Annotated in this window: 13 protein-coding genes and 1 other RNA gene; 5 read left to right on the top strand and 9 right to left on the bottom strand. The window is 69.5% G+C overall.

The window, feature by feature from the left end:
- The 4 genes from IEY70_RS10280 to IEY70_RS10265 all read right to left on the bottom strand — a co-directional run bounded on the left by IEY70_RS10280 (nucleotide 1) and on the right by IEY70_RS10265 (nucleotide 5,457).
- A complete protein-coding gene (locus IEY70_RS10280; protein ID WP_229777819.1) occupies nucleotides 1-1,272 on the bottom strand; it encodes a glycosyltransferase in 1,272 nt (423 codons plus the stop codon).
- 149 nt (nucleotides 1,273-1,421) lie between these two features.
- Nucleotides 1,422-2,552 (bottom strand): NADH-dependent flavin oxidoreductase, encoded by a 1,131-nt coding sequence (locus tag IEY70_RS10275; RefSeq protein WP_189064921.1) that lies wholly within the window; start codon nucleotides 2,550-2,552, stop codon nucleotides 1,422-1,424.
- Between the two features lie 125 nt (nucleotides 2,553-2,677).
- Entirely contained in the window at nucleotides 2,678-3,952 is a 1,275-nt protein-coding gene (locus IEY70_RS10270; protein ID WP_189064920.1) for a hypothetical protein, read from the bottom strand.
- A gap of 143 nt (nucleotides 3,953-4,095) precedes the next feature.
- Nucleotides 4,096-5,457 carry an AfsR/SARP family transcriptional regulator gene (locus IEY70_RS10265; RefSeq protein ID WP_189064919.1) on the bottom strand — a complete coding sequence of 454 codons (1,362 nt, stop codon included), beginning with the start codon at nucleotides 5,455-5,457 and terminating at the stop codon, nucleotides 4,096-4,098.
- A gap of 342 nt (nucleotides 5,458-5,799) precedes the next feature.
- On the opposite strand from IEY70_RS10265, the gene IEY70_RS21380 reads away from it, so the two are divergent.
- The 4 genes from IEY70_RS21380 (at nucleotide 5,800) to IEY70_RS10245 (ending at nucleotide 11,400) form a co-directional block, all read left to right on the top strand.
- Nucleotides 5,800-7,149 (top strand): AIM24 family protein, encoded by a 1,350-nt coding sequence (locus IEY70_RS21380; RefSeq protein WP_189064918.1) that lies wholly within the window; start codon nucleotides 5,800-5,802, stop codon nucleotides 7,147-7,149.
- Nucleotides 7,150-7,930: 781 nt separating this feature from the next.
- Nucleotides 7,931-9,397 carry a replication initiator protein A gene (locus IEY70_RS10255; RefSeq protein ID WP_229777817.1) on the top strand — a complete coding sequence of 489 codons (1,467 nt, stop codon included), beginning with the start codon at nucleotides 7,931-7,933 and terminating at the stop codon, nucleotides 9,395-9,397.
- Nucleotides 9,398-9,632: 235 nt separating this feature from the next.
- Nucleotides 9,633-10,532, top strand: a complete 900-nt coding sequence (locus IEY70_RS10250; RefSeq protein ID WP_189064916.1) for a ParA family protein — start codon at nucleotides 9,633-9,635, stop codon at nucleotides 10,530-10,532.
- A complete protein-coding gene (locus IEY70_RS10245) occupies nucleotides 10,525-11,400 on the top strand; it encodes a ParB/RepB/Spo0J family partition protein (RefSeq protein WP_189064915.1) in 876 nt (291 codons plus the stop codon). Before IEY70_RS10250 ends, IEY70_RS10245 begins: the two co-directional genes overlap by 8 nt.
- A gap of 202 nt (nucleotides 11,401-11,602) precedes the next feature.
- Here the strand turns inward: IEY70_RS10245 and IEY70_RS10240 are convergent, their stop codons facing one another.
- From IEY70_RS10240 to IEY70_RS10225, 4 genes are all read right to left on the bottom strand, one after another.
- Entirely contained in the window at nucleotides 11,603-12,205 is a 603-nt protein-coding gene (locus tag IEY70_RS10240) for a response regulator transcription factor (protein ID WP_189064914.1), read from the bottom strand.
- A complete protein-coding gene (locus IEY70_RS10235; RefSeq protein WP_189064913.1) occupies nucleotides 12,202-13,371 on the bottom strand; it encodes a sensor histidine kinase in 1,170 nt (389 codons plus the stop codon). Before IEY70_RS10235 ends, IEY70_RS10240 begins: the two co-directional genes overlap by 4 nt.
- Before the next feature lie 55 nt (nucleotides 13,372-13,426).
- Nucleotides 13,427-14,236: an ABC transporter permease gene (locus IEY70_RS10230; protein ID WP_189064912.1), complete on the bottom strand. Its 810-nt coding sequence runs from the start codon at nucleotides 14,234-14,236 to the stop codon at nucleotides 13,427-13,429.
- A 70-nt stretch (nucleotides 14,237-14,306) separates the two neighbouring features.
- Nucleotides 14,307-15,218: an ABC transporter ATP-binding protein gene (locus IEY70_RS10225; protein WP_189064911.1), complete on the bottom strand. Its 912-nt coding sequence runs from the start codon at nucleotides 15,216-15,218 to the stop codon at nucleotides 14,307-14,309.
- A 183-nt stretch (nucleotides 15,219-15,401) separates the two neighbouring features.
- Here IEY70_RS10225 and ssrA point away from each other — a divergent pair.
- Nucleotides 15,402-15,758: a transfer-messenger RNA gene (gene ssrA / locus IEY70_RS10220) on the top strand.
- Between the two features lie 46 nt (nucleotides 15,759-15,804).
- On the opposite strand, the gene IEY70_RS10215 is transcribed toward ssrA, so the two are convergent.
- A complete protein-coding gene (locus tag IEY70_RS10215; RefSeq protein ID WP_189064910.1) occupies nucleotides 15,805-18,597 on the bottom strand; it encodes a PhoH family protein in 2,793 nt (930 codons plus the stop codon).
- Nucleotides 18,598-18,771: the final 174 nt, after the last annotated feature.

Genomic DNA, 18,771 nt, shown 5'->3' with positions numbered 1-18,771 from the left:
CTATCCCGCGGCCACTGGCAGCAGCGTTTCGAGCAGGTCGGCGGCCTCGCGGGGGGCGTCGTGGGCGCGCAGGTCGGCGGCCAGCGTGGCGGCAGCGGCGCGGTAGCGGGGGTCGGTCAGCAGGCGCAGAGTGGCGGCCCGGATCTGGTGGGGGGCGGGCGTGCGGGTGTTCAGGCGCAGGCCCGCGCCGCTGACCTGCACGCGGCGGCCGACTTCGGGTTTGTCCTCGGTGGTGCCGGCGCTCAGGACCGGCAGGGCGCTGCGCAGGGCGAGTTGCACGCCGCCGTACCCGCCGTTGGTGATGAACACGCTGGCGTGCGGGAGGAGCCGGTCGAAGGGAATGAAGGGGGCCGTGCGGGCGTTGCGGGGCAGGGTGCCCAGCGTGGCCGGGTCGCGGACGCCGGCGGCGACGACCAGGACGTTCAGGTCGGCCAGGGCGCGCAGGGTGGGGAGGATCAGGTCGCGCGGGTCGGTGGCGAGGGTGCCCTGCGTGACGACCACGACCGGGCGGGTCGCGCCGGTCACGTCCGCCCACCAGTCCGGGAGGGGCAGGCCGGGCGGCGGGGGCGGCACGAGCGGCCCGATGAAGTGCAGCTGCGCTGGCCGGTCGCTGACCGGGTACTCGAAGCGGGCGGCGCTGGCCTGAAGCATCAGGGTGGGCGCGGTGGGCGGCCCGAACGGGCGCGCGGGCAGGCCCAGGTCGCGGCACAGGTCACGCAGGTCGCGGTTGGCCGCGCCGAATACCAGCGGGCCGGTCAGGGCGTGCAGGGCAGCGTTGCGCAGCGTGCCGAGCGGTCCGCGCGTGGGTGGCAGGCCCAGTCCGAACGGCGCGGCGTCGCGGCTGCGGATGCCGAGCGGCAGGACGCCCAGCAGCGCGCAGGGCGGCCCGCCGAGTTCCTCGAGCAGCAGCGCGGCACTCAGGGTCTGTTCGGCCAGGGTCGCGTCCCACGGCCACTCGCGGTGCAGGGCCTGCAGGTCCAGCAGTTGCGGGCGGATCTGCCCCACGAAGATGCGCTGCACGTCGAACTGCACCTGCTTCAGGCCGCTCAGCGCGTCCCGGCCGGGGAAGGCCGATTCGAAGTCCCGGTCGTCGTAATCGCGGGCCAGCGTGAACGGTTCGAAGGTCGCGCCGGTCGTCTCGACGCGCGTGGCGTAGCGGCGGCCGGTGTACCAGCGGACCTCGTGGCCCCGCCGGACCAGTTCGGCCGCAATGGGCAGCAGCGGCATCAGGTGCCCGGCGATGGGTTGCGAGGCGATCAGGATGCGGGCCATGGACCCGCCTACCCTAGAGCATCCGCCGCGCAGGGAGCGGGAGCGTCCCTTCAGATTCGCTGCGCAGGGTCACGCCCACCCTGACGCCGCACAAAGGAAGAGGCCCGGCACGGTGGCCGGGTCCTGTACGGGTGCGCGTGACCCGATTCTCAGCGGGCGTCCACGAGGCGGTCTTTGATCATGAAGCCCGTGAGCATGTTCCACATGGGTTCCGGCAGCGTGAGGGACTCGCGGTCGGCGGTGGTGAAGGTGGTGCGGATCTCTGCGGCGCGGCCGGACTGCACTTTCTGCACCCACTCGGGTTCCAGCAGCAGTGCGCGGCCCAGCGCGGCGAACGACGCGCCGAGGTTCAGGGCCTGCGCGGCGTCCTGCGGGGTCCAGATGTTGCCGACGCCGATCAGGGGCGTGTCGCCGAGGGCTTCTGCGATCTGTTCGAGGCGGCTGCGTTCCGGGTGCCCGCCGCGGCGGGGGCGGCCCGCGAAGTCCTGAAGGGACACGTGCACGTAATCGAGGTTCTTCTCGCGCAGGGCGCCTAGCAGCGCGAAGGTGTCGTGCATGGTCAGGCCCTGCTCGTGCGGTTCCTCGGGCGAGAAGCGGTACCCGACCAGGAAGGGACGCCCGGCCTGCGCCGCGATCCGCTGGACCTCGTCGGTGACGGCCAGCGGGAAGCGCAGGCGGTTTTCCAGGGTGCCGCCCCATTCGTCGGTGCGGCGGTTGCTGTGCGCGGAGACGAACTGCTGGATCAGGTAGCCGTTGGCGCCGTGAATCTCGACGCCGTCGAAGCCGGCCTCGACAGCGCGGCGGGTGGCCTGCCCGAAGTCAAGGATGATGTCCTGTATTTCTGCGGCGGTCAGGGGACGCACAGGCACGCCGCTGGCGGCCCGCCCCGGCTGGGAGGACGGTACGTCGCTGGCCGAGGTGACGTCGTGCGCGACGAGTTCCGGCGGGGCCTGGTGACCGGCGTGGAAGATCTGCAGCACGGCCCGCGCGCCCGCCTGTTTCATGGCGTGCGCCAGGGCGCGCAGGCTGTCCAGGCGGCCGTCGTGTTCGGCGCCGAACTGCCCATGGAAGCCCTTGCCGCCGGGCGTGACGTACCCGACGGCCGTGATGGCCAGGCCCACGCCGCCCGAGCGGCGCGCTGCGTACTCCAGTTCGGCGGCCGAGACCGAGTCGTCCGGGTCGGCGGAGGTGGTGGTCATGGGGGCCAGGACCAGGCGGTTGCGAACCTGGATACCGCTGCGGAAGGTGTACGGCTCGAACAGTGCGGAAACGTCGGACATGCCCGACACCATAGAACGATTACTTTAAAGAATAAAGCGGTTTATCACAATCTGGTGGCAGGTGGCAGTCACGGCGCCCCGGCCATCCACCCGGCCCGCCTGCGCACCACCCGGCTCGGCGGCGATCAGTCTGTCTCTCCCCGCCACCTGCGGGCCTTACGCCGCGCCAGTTCAGCGTGCACGACGTGCCCATCCGCGTCTTCCAGCAGCGCCTGCTCGTCCCAGCAGCACGCCAGGTGCCCGTCCGGATCGGGATGGTTCGCCGTGTCCATCGCGCGGCTCAACCAGTGACGGGCCCAGAACGGCTGCCCCAGCAGACGGTACGCCCGCGCGACCAGTAACGCCGTTTCCGCCATCGCCAGCGGCTGCCGGGTCATGGTGACGGTGGAATGCGTCCGCAGCGCCCAGTCCAGCGCGCGTTCCAGGTTCCGGGTACGCACGCGGGCCGGACCGACCTCCGCGAGCGACAGGTGAATGATGACCATGTTCGAACGGGCGGAGTACACGCCATGCCACCACTGCATGCGCAGCGCCACCTCATGCGCCAGTTTCTGATGGTGGAGCGCGCGGTCCAGTTCACCGCACCGCCGCAGGAACAGCCCGTAATTGAGGTGGTACAGGCAGTATTCCGGACCATCCTCCGGCGACAGCAGCCCGCGCAGGAACGTGAAGATCTCCTGCGCGGCGGCCGTCTCACCCGCCAGCATGTGATGACGGCCCGCCCGCGTCAGGATACGCGCGCGGTTCAGGCGCGTCAGGCCCGGCTGCCCCAGCAGGCCCGTCAGGACCGGCATGTGCGCGGCCGTGGCACGGAACCCGCCCTGCTCGTCCAGGCACATGGCCCGCACCGTTTCCAGGTGCGCGGCGTCGTTGACGTTCCGCGCCCGGTCACGCAACGCGTCCAGCCGCGCCAGCGCCAGCCCGACCAGTCCCCCCTGCAGCAGCAGCGTGCACTCGGCCAGGTCAGGCAGCAGGTCGCTGTCCCGCGCCGTCAGGCCGCCCAGGTAATCGGCCACCGACCGCCGGTCCGGCTGAAACGACACGCGCGCCCCCGACACGGTAAACGCCCTGGACCCCTGCCGGGCGGGACTGCTGGTGATCCGCTGCCCGAAGTGCCTGACCTCCTGCGTGCGCGTGAACCGCCACAGGTCCCGCCCGGCCACGTCCGGTGACAGGCGGTTCCACGGGTGGTACCCGCACACCTCGTCCGTGGTGACATGCCGGTCCTCGTGAATGGCCAGCAGCGCGTAGAACACCACCCACTTCTCCGACAGCGGCAGCGGCAGGCCGTTCCAGTGGATCTCGCACCCGTCCTTGCGCAGCGAGGCCGTCAGGTGCAGGTCCACGGGCGGCTCTGCGTGTCCGTGACCGGGCGATGGGGAGTTGGTGTCTGTGGTCATGGGGAGCGTCCAGGCTGAAACGGGTCGCCGGGACGGGACGGCCCGTCAGGCGTGGTGGGTTCAGGCCGCGGGAAGATCACCGGGCGGCGGGAATCACAGGGGTCCGGGCAAAGACGCGCAGGAAAGAGAATGGCAGCATACCTTCACGGCGCGTGCCCGGCGCGCGCGACATCCGGATGCAGCACCTGCCGCGTCCACCACGGCAGCAGTTCACCCGCGACGTCGGACACCAGCGGATGCGCGGCCCGCCCGTCGGCCCACAGACCGGCGTCCGTCAGGGTCGCCACGGCCCTGCGCAGCGGTTCGCGCTCCAGCCCGCACTGCACGCACAACCGGTTCACCTCCCCGGCCGCCGGGCCTTCGGACACCCACAGGACCCGCAGGGCGTCCTCACTGAACTGCTCCAGCCGCGCCCGCAGCAGCGCTCTGAGGGTCGCCGCGCCCGGCCGCAGCAGCCGCGCCGCCCGCCCCGGCAGTCCCGCCGTCAGTTGCGTGAGGACCGGCAACTCCGCAGCGGACCACGCCGGGGCCAGCGTGGCCGCCAGCCGGATCAGTGTTTCCGCGCCCACCGCGCCCACCTCGATCACCGGCAGGTCATGCCACTGCGGCGGCACCGGCCCCGTCGACACCAGGATCACGTGACACCCGCGGCTGTCCAGGTACCGCGCCAGCGGCCACACCCGGTCAGGCAACTGCTCCACATCGTCGAACACCGCCCGCCCCGCCTCGACCGCCCGTGACACCCAGCCAGGGTCAGGCGCGCCGCTGGGGTCAGGCAGACTGAACCACACGGCGTCCGGGAACGCGGCCCGCACCAGACTGGTCCGCCCGGAACCGCGCGGGCCTTTCACGTGAACGCTCCGGCGCACGCAACGCAGCGCCGCCAGTTCCTGCGCGCGGCCCAGCAGGCCCGCCTCGTACTCCCCCTTCCGGTCAGGCAGGCCGGGCGCCGCGCCGTAACCTGCGGACAGTTCACGCGCCCGGCACACAAACGCCTTCGCCAGCCGGATGTCCGCCTGCTGCGCCGCCGCCCGGTACAGGGCCGAGAGGTGCTCCTCGAGCAGGCGGGACTCGGCCGCGTGCCGCCACTCCAGCCAGCGGTCCGTGCCGCGGCACGTCCGCCCGGCCAGCAGCGGTCCGCGCCACCAGTGCAGCAACGCCGGTTCGGCGGGACTGTCCAGCGCGTCCACCCACAGGGCCTGCAGGTTCACGGACAGGGTCGCGCCGCCGATCACCAGCACGTCCGGCGCTCCCTGCAACGCGGCCCGCAGGGTAGAGAGCGCCGTGCGCAGACTCTGCAACGCCAGCCGGGTCGAACCGTTCCACAGCAGGTCCGCCGCCTCTTCACGCGAGAGCGGCCCCTGAAGGGCCAGCAGCGCCAGTAACCGCAGCGGCAACTCCCCGCAGTTCCGGACGGCCACACCACCCACCCGTAACTGCACGCGCCCGAGCACCTCCAGTTCAGCCTGCGCCGCCCACCCGGTCCTGTCCGCCTCTCGGTTCAAGGTCAACCTCCCCCCCAGCTTTCACGCAGGGTTCACACGCACGTGAACTCTGCTCAGGCACCCAGCGTAGAGGCCAGCCGCACGCTTCCGCCACTCACGAAACCGTCAACCGGTAACACGCGGTAACACGCGCAGGGTTCCGGGCGTGAATTCTTCACGCTCATCCGCTGGATGCGCTAGCGGGTGGGAGCCGGGCGGATTCCGTTTGTTTCGCTCGGATTGAATGGGCTGCAAAGCCCGTTCAATCCGAGTCCGTATCAGGGGGCGGGTGGCCGTTAAACTGGGGGGCGACTGTTCGGCGTCCCCCCTCCTGCCCTCTGTTCCCTCCTGCGAGGTTGCTCTGTGACTCTTCTTCAGCCCGGTGAGAAACGTTCCCTGTCCGATTTCATTTCAGGCCCGCGTCTGCGGGTGCAGGTCACGCATGACCTCTCTCAGGCCGATGTGAGCGTGTTCGGCCTGAACGGTGACCGTCAGCTCCGTGACGACCGGTATTTCGTGTTCTACAACCAGTTGCGCAGTCCGTCGGGCGAGGTGTCGTTGCAGCTGGACGGTGCCCGGGCCACGTTCGAGCTGGATCTTCAGGCGCTGCCGGCGGGGGTCGAGCGGTTGATGTTCGTGATCTCGCATGACGACTCGCCCATGAGTCGGCTGGGGCAGTTGCGTCTGAGTGTGCAGGACCCGCAGGGTTCGGAGCGGGCGACCGTGCTGCTGGGCGGGTCGCAGTTCACGGCGGAGCGGGCGGTGATGATCGCGGAACTGTACCGGCACGGCGGTGGGTGGCGGCTGGGCAGTGTCGCGCAGGGATTCCAAGGTGGGCTGGATTCGCTGCTGGGGTACTTCGGGGGTCAGGTGGCCAGCGAGGCGACCCCGGCGTCCACGCCAGCCCCGGCGGGTGCGCCGCCGCCGACCACCTCCCCGGCTGCGCCCTCTCCCGCTGCGTCTGCGGCGCAGACCGGGCAGGGCAGCAGCGTCGCGGAGTTCCTGCGCCGCAGCGCCGAGCAGGACCGGCCGGGTGACGTGTTCGAGCTGGAGAGCAGCAAGATGCTGGAGGTGAAGGTCCGGGGGCGCGTGTGGAGCAAACTCGGCGCGATGGTCGCGTACCGGGGGCAGCTGGAATTCAAGCGGTCCAGCACGCTGGGTGACCTGGTGGGCGGTCTGCGTTCGGGCGGTGGGATGGGGGCGCTGCTGGGCGCTGCCATGCGCATCGGCAGCGGGGAGATGGGTCCGCTGGTGAGTATTCAGGGGCAGGGCGTGTGTTACCTCGCGGATCAGGGGAAGGAGATCGCGATCATCCGCCTGCAGGGCGACACCCTGAACGTGAACGGCAACGACCTGCTGGCGTTCGAGGACACCGTCACGCACGAGATCACCATGCAGCGTTCGGTGGCGGGCATGGTGTCCGGGGGGCTGTTCAGCGTGCAGGTGCGCGGGCACGGGATGGTCGCGATTCTCAGTCACGGCAAGCCTCTGACCTTGCGGGTCACGCCGAACGAGCCGGTCTTCACCGATCCGAACGCCACCATCGCCTGGAGTGAGCACCTGCGCCCGGACCTGCGGGTCAGTCAGGACCTGCGTTCCATGCTGGGGCGGGGCGGCGGCGAGACCCTGCAGATGGCCTTCCAGGGGGACGGGTTCGTGGTCGTGCAGCCGTACGAGGAGTCGCCCGCCATGGAGAACGTGCCGCGCCATTGACCGGTGGGGGCCGCCATCCGCTGGAGCAGTGAGCACCCGACAGGGCCGCCCGGAGTGAGGCGGCCCTGTGTAGTTGGGCAGTCCGGGACGGGCGTGGTGGCCCGATTTACTCGGCAGGTTAGTGGGATTCCGGGCAGATCTGGCCCGGAATCCCACTCCCGATTTACTCGGCAGGTTCTTTCCGGGTCTGCAGGTCGGTTTTGGCATTGGTTCCGTCTACGGGCGGTTTTTCAGCGTTTTTTGAACCTGCCGAGTAAATCGGGTCTCGTGCTGTCTGGACTCCCGATTTACTCGGCATTCTGGAGGGGTTATCCACAGGCAAAGCCCGATTTACTCGGCAGGTTTGCGTTTGAAAGGCGCGTTGGACCCCCGATTTACTCGGCATTCTGGATGGGTTATCCACAGGCAAAGCCCGATTTACTCGGCAGGTTCCGTGTGGGTTGTCCACAGGCAAAGCCCGATTTACTCGGCAGGTTCGTCCGGCAGAGGCCCGATTTACTCGGCAGGAATACCGATTTACTCGGCAGGTTCGGTGGAGTTATCCACAGAAAAAGCCCGATTTACTCGGCAGGTTGGTCCGAAAAACACCGTCTGGCACGCAGCTCGGCCCCGGCTCCTTGTTGTTGTTGTTAACAACATTTCTTTTATCTTTTAAAAAACAAAAAAACAAACAACAATCAAGGGGGGCTGACCCCGCGTTCCGTGGCGACCCTGCTCACCCGGCCCGGCCTGATAGAGTCAGGACAGAGGACTTCCCGATATGCCACGCTCCCGCAAGAAAGTGACGGTCCCCCCCCAGCGTCCCGGTGAGATCACGCGCTTCGACGAGGCGAACTCCGCGCGTCTGGGCCTGATCTGCGTGCAGGAGCGCATCCCCAGCGATTACACCCGCTGGGATCACGAGTGGACGGTCGAGGACCGCACCGCCCGCCTGACCTGCATCTCCCCCAGCGAGTACGGTGGCGTACCGCACGGCCTGGACGGCGATTTCGCCACCACCCTGAACCTGATGTACCTGGAGCAGGGCTCCCCGGATTCCGGGGAAGTGAACACCACCGCGTACCAGTTGCTCAGCAAATCGGGTTTCCCGGACAGCGGCCAGTACTACCAGGCCCTGCAGGATTCGCTGGACCGCCTCAAGGGCGCCACGTACGCTGCGAGTGAATCCTGGCGCGACAAGCGCTACGACCGCTGGACGACCGTCAAGTTCAACATCATCGAGCAGATCGACGCGGACACCGCGGGTGGCCTGGCGTTCGGTTCGGGCACGCTGCTGCGCATCCGGCTGGCGCGGCCGGTGGTGCAGAGCCTGCGGGCGCAGTACGTCAAACCGCTGGACATGACCTTCGTGCAGAGCCTCAACCGCTCGCTGACACGCAGCCTGTACCGGATTCTGGACGCCCGCCGGTACGACCCGGTGCACCTGAGTGACCCGGTGACCGTCCTGCGCATCCCGCTGCAGCAGTGGGCGCGGGAGTGCAAGTTGCTCGAAACCATGCCGGCGCGCATCAAACGCAACCTGGACGGCGCGCATCAGGAGCTGATCGAGCGGGGGTACCTGCGCAGTGTCACGTACGACGGCGCGCGCCTGAACACCGTGATCGTGTATGAGTTCGGGGACGTGCAGGTGAACCCCCCGGCGCCCGAACCGAGCCTGCAGGTCATCGCGGACTCCCCGCTGGTGGAGGCGCTGTGCCGTGAGGGCGTGGTGTTACCCGTGGCGCGCAAGCTGGTGCACCAGTACGGCGACCTGCACGTCACCACCCGCCTGGAGGCCTTCCAGGCGCTGCTGAGGAGCGGGTACGCGCCGAAGAAACGTTCGGCGCTGCTGGTCGACGTGATCAAGGACGAGGGCGGCAAGTACACGGCGGTCCTGCAGGAACTGGAGGGTGTGGCGCCGGAGGCGACCGTGCCGGAGGTGGCCACACCTGTGCCGGAGCGTCCCGTACGGGCGAAGAAGGCGGCTGTCACGCCCGCGGCGGAACTCGATGAGCTGACCGAGCGGATGAATTCGGAGTTCAGTGCGCTGCCGCGTGAGGAGCAGGCGGCGCGAGCGCTGACGCAGGTGCGGATGTTCGTGGGGCGCGAGTTGCGTGAGCATCACCTGCGCGGCCTGATGGCCGCCATGCTGTCCGGCGACGCCGATCCGGTGGAGGTGCAGCGTGAGGTGATCCGCGCGGCCAGTGAGTTGCGCCTGCCGGAGTTCGCGCAGCAGCTCCGCGAAACGCATGAATCCGGCGGAAGCTGAAGACCGTTCCGGATGCAGCCCGGTGATGTACAGCGAGGGACGGCGAGTCGGATGGGTCTTGCGGGCGCTGAATGGTCCCTTGAAGGCGCTTGAAGCCGCTGGGCCGTACCCTGGTAGGGTCACTGCTCTGGAGGCCCCTTCCTGGCCTTCCTGTGGGCCTGCCTGATCCGGGCGGCCGGAAGGGAAGACCTCCGGGCTGCGTGCAGCCGCGACTGGCGGTAGCATGCAGCCACTGATGAACGTGATTACTTTCTTCAACCACGCGGGCGGAGTCGGGAAGTCCAGTTCCGTGCGGGACGTCGGCTTCACCCTCAGCACCCTCGGCTTCCGGGTGCTGCTGATCGACGCGGACCCGCAGGCGAACCTGACCGACTGGCTGGGTGTCCGGACTGTCGAGCGGGACGGACAGGTGCGTGACATCGAGCTGGAAGACACGCTGTACCCGGCGGTGCTGGGCGACGACGACAGTGAACTGGCCCTGCCGCAGCCCGTGCGGGTGCACGGCATGGACCTGATTCCCGGTCACCTGGATGTGGCGACCATCGAGCCGCTGCTGCCGGGGCAACTGATGGGCGTGCTGCGCCTCAAGGACGCCCTGAAACCCCTGGCGGACCGCTACGATTTCGTGCTGATCGACCCGCCGCCCAGCCTGGGCCAGCTGAGCGCCCTGGCCGTCATCGCGGCGGATCACGTGGTCGTGCCGGTCCCGGCCAGCGGCAAGGGCCTCAAGGGCCTGCAGACCGTGAACGTGATGCTCTCGCGGTTCCGGAAGGCCAACCCGTCCCTGAAACTCGCCATGATTCTGGTCACGCAGTACAACGACACCACCAACCACTCCCGCGAGAGCCTCGCGCAGCTGCACGCGCAGTTCGGGCGGCTGGGGCCGGTCAGCACGCCGCTCACGTACCGCCCGGCGCTGTACCCGGACTCGCAACTGCACGGCTCTCCCCTGCCGGAGTTCGCGCGGCGTAACCCCGTGACCGCCGAGATCCTGACCGTCACGCAGCAGCTGCTGACGGCGCTGGGCCTGCCGCTGGAGGCCCCCGCTCCGCAGAAAACCCCGGCTTCAAAGGCCGGGCCGCGCAAGGGCAGCGGGACGGTCAGGGCCGCGCCGAAGGCGGCGAAGCATGACTAAGAAAGGTCGCGCCCGCGCCGACGCGTTCAGCTCCCTGCTGGGCGGCCTGCCCGTGACGCCCGACGCCGCGCAGGGTATTGCGCTCGATCAGATTCGCGTGCGGCCCGATCAACCCAGGCGGTACTTCGATGACGGCGCGCTGGACTCCCTGACCGAGAGCGTCCGCCAGCAGGGCATCCTGCAACCGGTGCTGCTGCGGCCCGTGACGGGCGGGTACGAACTGATTGCCGGGGAGCGGCGCCTGCGGGCCGCGCGGCAGGCGGGCCTGAGCGAGATTCCGGCGACTGTGCGCGAGGTCAGCGACGAGGATGTGCCGCTGCTGGCGGCGCTGGAAAACCTGCAACGCCAGGACCTGAACCCGCTCGACGAGGTCGAGGCGATCCTGGCCCTCACCGCGCAGGAACTGCAGGTGCCCGTGCCGGAGGTCGTGCCGCTCCTGCACGCCCAGCGGCGCGCACCCGACCCGGACACCGTGGCCCGGCTGGACGCCGTGTTCGCCCGCCTGGGACGCGGCAGCTGGGCGTCGTTCGCGGCGAACAGGGCGGGCGTGCTGCGCTTCCCGCCGGACCTGCTGACCCTGATGCGTTCGGGGCAACTGGAGTACACCCGCGCCGCCGCGCTGGCACGCATCAAGGACGACGCCCTGCGCCGCGAGTGGACGGAACGCGCCCTGAACGAGGGCCTGGGTGTCCGTGAGATCGCGGCCGCCCGCCGCGCCGCGCCGTCACCGGACTCACGCACGCAGCGGGTACGCCGCCTGATCGACGACCGGCGCATCGCGGCGCTGGGCCGCCGGGAGCAAGGCCGCGTGCAGAAGCTCCTCGATGAACTCGAATCCCTGCTGGCAACCCCGCAGGACTCGGACTGAAACTGGCCTGCTCATAACGTTATGAGCAGGCGGCCGGGGGCCGGGTCATACGGATCCTGTCTGTTTCGCCGACAACCCGGAACATCGCCAGGTTGCCAGCTCCACGCCCAGAACCCGCCCTGCTCCTATTCGCTCTGCTGCGCAGCTCTACGAGTCCGCTTGGACCCAGCGGGTTTTGCAACCCATTCAATCGGAGTCCGTGTCAGAGCCAGCCCTTGTGACGTGCGGTCCGGGCGGCCTCCACGCGGTTTTCCGCGCCGAGTTTCCCGATCGCGGCGGACAGGTAATTGCGGACCGTGCCTTCCGAGAGCTTCAGTTCGGCGGCCATCGCGGCGGTACTCGCGCCGCTCTCGGCGGCGCGCAGCACCTGCCGTTCCCGTTCGGTCAGCGGGTCGCCCTCGCCCCACGCCTCGGCGGCCAGGGCCGGGTCAATGGCCCGCCCGCCCGCATGCACCCGGCGGATGGCGCCTGCGAGTTCGCTGGCCGGCGCGTCCTTGAGCAGGTACCCGCGCGCGCCGACATCCAGTGCGCGGCGCAGGTACCCGCCGCGCGCGAAGGTCGTCACGATCACCACCCGCGTGCCCGGCAGGTCCCGCGTCACGCGCGCCGCGAGGTCCAGGCCGCTCAGGCGCGGCATCTCGATGTCCGTGACCAGTACGTCGGGCTTCAGGGCCTGCGCCTGCGCCCAGGCGGTCTCGCCGTCCGGCGCGCCGCCCACCACGGTCAGGTCGTCTTCCAGGGACAGCAGCGCGGACAGGGCGCCCAGCACCAGCGCCTGATCCTCGGCCAGCAGCACGCGGATCACAGCCGCTCCAGGCGCGCCTCGCGGGCAGCGGGGGCGGTGGGCGGGACAGTAGTGGCCGCGCCGCGGGCGCCCTGGCCTTCCTCGCCGGGCAGCGTGGCGCTCAGGGTGGTGCCGCCGCGCCCGTCGCGGCGCAGGGTGCCGCCGATGGCGCGCAGCCGCTCGCGCATGCCGGTCAGGCCGCTGCCTTCCGGGTGGGTGCCGCCCACCCCGTCATCCCGGACGACCAGTTGCCAGCCGCGCTCGTGCGGGGTCAGGCTGACCTGCACCTCGCGGGCGCGGGCGTGCCGGACGACGTTCGTGACCGCCTCGCGCAGCAGCATGGCGGCCGCCTGCTCGGTGCGGGGCGGCAGGGCAGGCAGCGGCCCGGTCACGTGCAGGCGCACCCCGGCCGTATCGAGCGCGACCTTCGCGCGGGCCAGTTCGGCGTTGACGCCGCTGCCCCGGTACCCGCTGACGGCGGCGCGCACCTCCGCGAGCGCCTCACGGCCGATGCGTTCGACCTCGCGGATCTCGCCTGCCGCGCGGGCCGGGTCGCGTTCGGCGAGTTTTCCGGCCAGTTCGCTTTTCAGGACGATCACGCTCAGGGTGTGGCCCAGCAGGTCGTGCAGGTCACGGGCGATGCGTTCGCGTTCGGCGTCGGCCGCCAGCCGCTCCTGTTCGGCCTGCACCTCGCTCAGGCGGGCGTCGGCCACGTTCCGCCGGAACGACGCGTGATTGGCGTACGCGGCGACCAGCGTGAACAGCATGTTCGGCGCGAGCCACCCCAGGTCCGACGTGGTGTACTGCCCGTTCCAGAACGGCAGGGCCATGACCGCCACGTTCAGGAACGCCAGCCACAACGCCGCGCTCACGCGCCCCTGGTAGCCGATGACGCTGCCCCCGTAGATCAGGAACGCGGTCGCGCCGCCGCTGGACACCGGGAACAGCAGCGCGTACGCCACCAGCGCGTACGCCCACCCGGCCAGCGCCCAGCGGGTCGCGCGCCCGGGCGAGCGGAAGAAGAACACCCGCGCGTACACGGCCACGAACCCCAGCGTGACCGGCCAGAACAGCGCCCACTCCCCGGCCGTGCGCGGCTGCGCGAAGAACCCCATGACCGGGTACACCAGGAACGCCAGCCACAGCAGTGGAAACCACGCCCACACGGTCCTTCGCCCGGCTTTCATGCTGCCCAGCCTACCCTTCCGGGCGGCCGTGCGGGCGCAGGGTGCGCCGCGCGCGTCACTGTTCGCGGGCCTCGTCGCGGCGCAGGCCCCACGCGGCCAGCGTGCCGAACAGCAGCGTGAATGCCGCGAGGGCCAGCCAGTGCCCGGCCTCCGCGCCGGTCTGCCCGGCGACCGTGCCGCGCGCCACGGCGCCCAGGTGCGAGGCCGGCAGGTACGGCGCGGCCCGCTGGATGAAGTCCGGCATGCTGCCCAGCGGCGTGAACAGCCCCGACGCGAAGGACATCAGGACGCTCACGATGTTCGCCGTGATCTGCGCCGCCGCCGGGCTCACCAGGAACCCCACGCACAACCCCATCGCGATGAGCGGAATCATGCCCAGCAGCATCTTGAGCAGCAGCAGCAGCGCCGTGCCCGCCGGGATGGTCACGCCGCCCGCCAGGTGCGCGAAGGCGTACAGCACGCCCAGGCTCAGGGCGCTGAAGCACAGGGCCGCCGCGACCTTCCCGCCGAAGTACACCCCGGCCGGCATGGGGGACGCCCGCAGCAGCCGCAACCACCCGCCCGTGCGTTCCAGCGCGACCGCCGAACCGAACGAGAACATCGCCAGCGACAGCAGCGAGTACGCCCCGAAATTCACCAGGATCAGCGGCCCGACCTTCACGCCCGCAGCGGTCGTCTCGTTCACGGCGCTCAGGCCGAACAGCGCGAAGAACATCACGGGAAAGCCGATGGTGCCCACCGCGAACATCGGATTTCTGAGCATGCGCCGTAATTCCGCTCCGGCGAGGCCCAGCAGGGCGGGCGTCAGGGGCGCGCGGGCAGCGGTGCGGGCAGCGGCGGGCAGGTCGGTCAGGGAACGGGTCATGGTGAACACTCCAGTCAGGCGCGGCCCTCACGGGAGCCGGATGAGGCGGGACAGGCGGGCGAAGGGTCGGTCAGGCGGGCGCGCGGGTCAGGTTCAGGAAGGCGTCCTCCAGGCTGGCGCGGCTGACTTCCAGTTCGCTCAGCGGCGTGCCCTGCGCGAACAGGGCGCCCAGCAGCGCCTCGGGCGCCGACGTGCGCAGGGTCGCGTGCCCCCGGTCATCCACCTCGGCCGCCTCCACGCCCGGCAGGGACTGCAGCTGCGCCAGGACCAGGTCGCTCGTGAAACGCACGCGCGCCCCGCCCGCCTGCGAGCGCAGCGCCTCCGGCGTGCCGTCGGCCAGCACCGCGCCTGCGTTCATGACGATCACGCGGTCCGCGGCCCGCTCGGCCTCCTCGAGGTAATGGGTGGTCAGCAGGATCGTCCGGCCCGCCGTGCGTAACTCGGTCACGGCGTCCCAGAACGCCAGGCGACTCTGGGCGTCCATGCCGGTCGTCGGTTCGTCGATCAGCAGCACCTCCGGGTTGCCCACGACCGCCAGCGCGAACGCCAGGCGCCGCTTCTGCCCGCCGGACAGCGCGCCCGCCCGCCTTCCGGCCACGCCGCCCAGATCCGCGAGCCCGAGGGCCTGATCCACCGCCAGCGGCGCCGGGTAGAACCGCGCGAACAGCGTCACCGCCTCACGCACCGTCAGGGCCAGCGGAATGGCGCTCTCCTGCGGCATCGACCCGATCCGGGAGCGCACCGCGCCGCCACGCGGGTCGCCGCCCAGCACCTGCACCTGCCCGGCCGTGGGCGCCCCCAGGCCCAGCATCAGGCTGATGGCGGTGGTCTTCCCCGCCCCGTTCGGGCCGAGCAGCGCCGTCAACTCCCCGGAACGCACCTCCAGGGTCAGGTCACGCAGGGCCGTGACCGGCCCGAAGGTCTTGCGGACGTCACTGAGCACGATGGCTGAACTGAAATCGGTGCGGCGCGCGGTCGTCATGCCTTCAGCCTGCGCCTCGCGGCCCGCGCACTCCAGTGCCGCCTGTCAGGCACACCGGATGACAGGTGTCATACGGACTCCGGTTGAACGGTGGCGCAGCGTCTCCGGGCATGTCTGCCGTCATGTGCACGCCCGGGGGCTGGACGGCCGGGCAGGGGGCGTGGTAACATACCTGACCCTTTTGGGGATGACCCGGTTTCGACGGGGATCACTGAGCGGGACGTTGCGAGCCGAGGATGGTCGTTGGCCTCGTTAATCATCGACTAAAGCCTTTAACTGGCAACAACAACAGCAACACCTTCGCCTTCGCTGCATAAGTGAAGCAGTGACCAGGAAGCCCGGCCATTGGCGTCCTGCGAACTTCCAAAAGATGGCTAGCCTGAGCCGACGCTCCTGAGCACGGGCGAAATTTAAGGAGCTGGGGTTGAAAGCAGCGTGTCCCTGCGCGACTGAAACCTGAGATTCAAATCATGGACTACGCTCGTAGAGACTAGCGCAATGGGTCTTCGGACGGCGGTTCGACTCCGCCCATCTCCACCAGTCGGCGCTTCAGGCCCACCAGCCTGAAGCGCTTCTCTTTGCAGGCTCAGCCGGTCACGCCACGGGCGCGTGCCAGCGGGTCGCCCAGCAGCGCCGCGCCGACCCACTCGCCGTCCGAGTCCGGGGCGAGCAGCACCCGCACCTTCAGGGCCGGGTTGAACACGTAGAAGCCGTGCGCGGCGCGCGTCCAGAGCTTCCGGGCCGGTACGTAACTGCTGCCCTCCTCGGCGCGGGCCAGAACGTGATTGAAGTACGTCCGTTTGCGGCGGGCCTCGCGCAGCACCGTGAGTGGGAAGTGCTCCAGGTTGGTCTGCAGCGCGTCGACGAAGAACCCGACCTCACGGACGCGCAATTCACGCGGCCCGAGTTCCGGGTGCACCAGCCCGGAGGTGTAGTGCGGCCACTGCGCGAGCATCACGCTCAGGAAGTAGAATTCCGCGCCGTCCGGCGCCAGTCGCGTCAGGCGGTCCCCGACCAGCACGTCCAGATGCGCCGGGCGCAGCCGCTCCCACAGTGGCCCCAGGCGGGTCGCCGCGTACTCCGGGTCCTGCATGGCCCGGTCCAGCGCCAGCATGTGCGGCGTGCGGCCGAACAGGTCCGTCTGGTTCACGTCCGCTCCGCGTTCCAGCAGCGCGTCGACCAGCCGGACCCTGCCGTGCAGGGTGGCCAGCATCAGCGGCGTGAGGTTCTCCTGCGTGCGGTGATCCACCCCGTAGCGTTCCGTGTCGGCCAGCACGGCTTTCAGGTTGTCGGTCTCGTAGGGCCTGCGGTACTTGTCCAGCACGCCCTGCCGCTGCAGGCGGCGGTCCTTGTCGGTGTTCCGCAGGAACGACTGGGCGGGTTTGATCTTCAGGTCCCGCAACTCTTCCAGCAGCGGCGCGTCCAGGTTCAGCAGCGCGTAATCCGTGAGTTCACGCGCCCGTTTCACGTCACCCGGATGCTGCCGGGCGTCCTGGCGCAGGCGGGTCAGTACCTCTGGCGTCCAGACTTCCCACGGCACCGGTTTCTGCTGCAGGATCCGGCGGCGGATGTCACTGGCCTGCTCCTTCTTGCCCTGCAGTTCCAGCTTGCGGGCCTCGCGTTCCCAGTCGTCCCGGCTGGCGCGTTTCACCCGGAGTTGCTCGGCCTCGTCGCCCACCTGCACGCCCAGCAGCGACAGCAGCGGGTGGCGGGTGTCGGACTCGATCATCGTCACCCGGTTCACCGCGCGGGTCACGGCGACGTACAGGGCGTTCACGTAGAACTTGTAGATCTCCAGCGACTTGTCGCTCTTGTCCCTGGCGCGCGCGTACCCCAGTTCGTCCTTCTGCAGGTCGGCCGGGGTCACGCCCTGCGTGATCTCCTGGTACGTCTGCCGCGCGCCGCTGATGAAGTTATGCAGGATGATGTTCGGGTACTCCAGGCCCTTGGCCTCGTGCACGCTGAAGATCAGCGGCGTTCCGAACGCCCTGCGCGCCGCGTCCTTGTCCTCGTCTCGCAGGACCAGCACGGCGTACTCGGTACTGCCGCGGATCTGGTCGTCCAGGTGTTTTTTCACGCGTGGGTCGTCGGGCAGGAAGGTCACGCCGCCCGGATCGCCTGCCACGGCCCGCACCAGGAAGTTACTCTCGCGGTCCACGCTGCCAAAGCGGGCATGCTTGATTTTCAGCAGGTCGTTCGCGACCCGCGTCACCTCCCCCGAATTCCGGAAGTTGGCCTGCAGCACACTGATCTTCTGCCGCTCGGCCAGTTCCGGATCGCGGTACAGCAGTGTCTTGACGGCCGCCCACGAGAAGAAGTTCGGGTGGACGATCTGGTTGGAATCCCCGCACAGCAGGAACTGCCCCGGCGTTCGCAGCGTTCCCAGGATCAGCGCCAGTTGCGCCGCCGTGAGGTCCTGCACCTCGTCCACCACCACGAAATCGTACGTGGGACTCACGCCGCGCAGGTACGCCGAGGCGATCAGGGACGCGTCGTACAGGCCGCTGCCGTCCAGCCATTTCAGGTACTTCCCGAACAGGTCGTACACGCCCGGCCGCTGCTCGGCGCTGTAGATGCTCTGCCGCACGCCGAGACCCAGGTACGCCTCGCGGGACAGCGGGCCGCCCGGATCGCTGCTCAGGACGCCCCGGAACTCCTCGAACAGCTGGTGCGCGTCCGTGAATTTCAGGCCCGGCTGCCGCGCCGCCCAGTCCCGGAAGTCCCCGAACGTCACCTCACGGCCCGCCGGAACGCGGATGGTCCGCAGGAAATCCGTGAACGACAGGAACGCCACCTCCTGCGACTCGTTCTCGAACCCGTGCGCGCCGTACAGCTGCGCGGCACTCTGCGCGAGGTACGGCGAGAGCGTCACGTACAGCACCTGCCCCGGCACGTCCCGCAGTTTCTGCAGGGTCAGCGCCGTCTTCCCACTCCCTGCCGACCCCACCAGGATCACCGGCGCGGGCGTCCGGTACACCGCGTCCTGCGTGTCGTCGAAGGAGATCACCTTGTCCAGCAGGTGAAACTCACGGCGGGTCGGGTGCAGGTACCGCACTGCCTGCGCCTCCTCGCTCGCCTGCGCCGCACTGAAATCCGGCAGTTTCGAGTCGTCGATGGCCGCGCCGCGCAGGAACCGCGATTTCTCGTAGGCGTGCTGATGAATGACCTCCAGCGCCAGACAGACCGTCTCTGGACCACTGCGCACGAAGGTGAGCAGCAGGCGGTTGGTGTCGTCGAGCTTGGCGCGGTAGTACGGCCCCTGCGCCAGCTTCTTCACGTCCGGCGACCTGAAATCGTCCCGTTCGATCGCCTCCTGAACCTTCTTCAGTTGCCGCTTGACCCGGCCGGTCTCCAGATCCCTGTACGACAGAAAACGCATGCCGATCAGAATACCGTTCCAGTACCCGGCGCGGTCCGCTCATAACGTTATGAGCACGGTGGCCGTGCACACATCGCCCGGAGACACACACGACGCGCTCAGGGACCCCACGAGCAAAGCGGACTCCAGAGGCAGAACCCGGACACCACCTTCAGACCTGCACATGGGAGCCAT

This window comes from Deinococcus seoulensis, assembly GCF_014648115.1.
Taxonomy (GTDB): domain Bacteria; phylum Deinococcota; class Deinococci; order Deinococcales; family Deinococcaceae; genus Deinococcus; species Deinococcus seoulensis.
The sequence above is the reverse complement of the archived record's forward strand: the minus strand, read 5'-3'. Positions and strand labels throughout refer to the sequence as shown.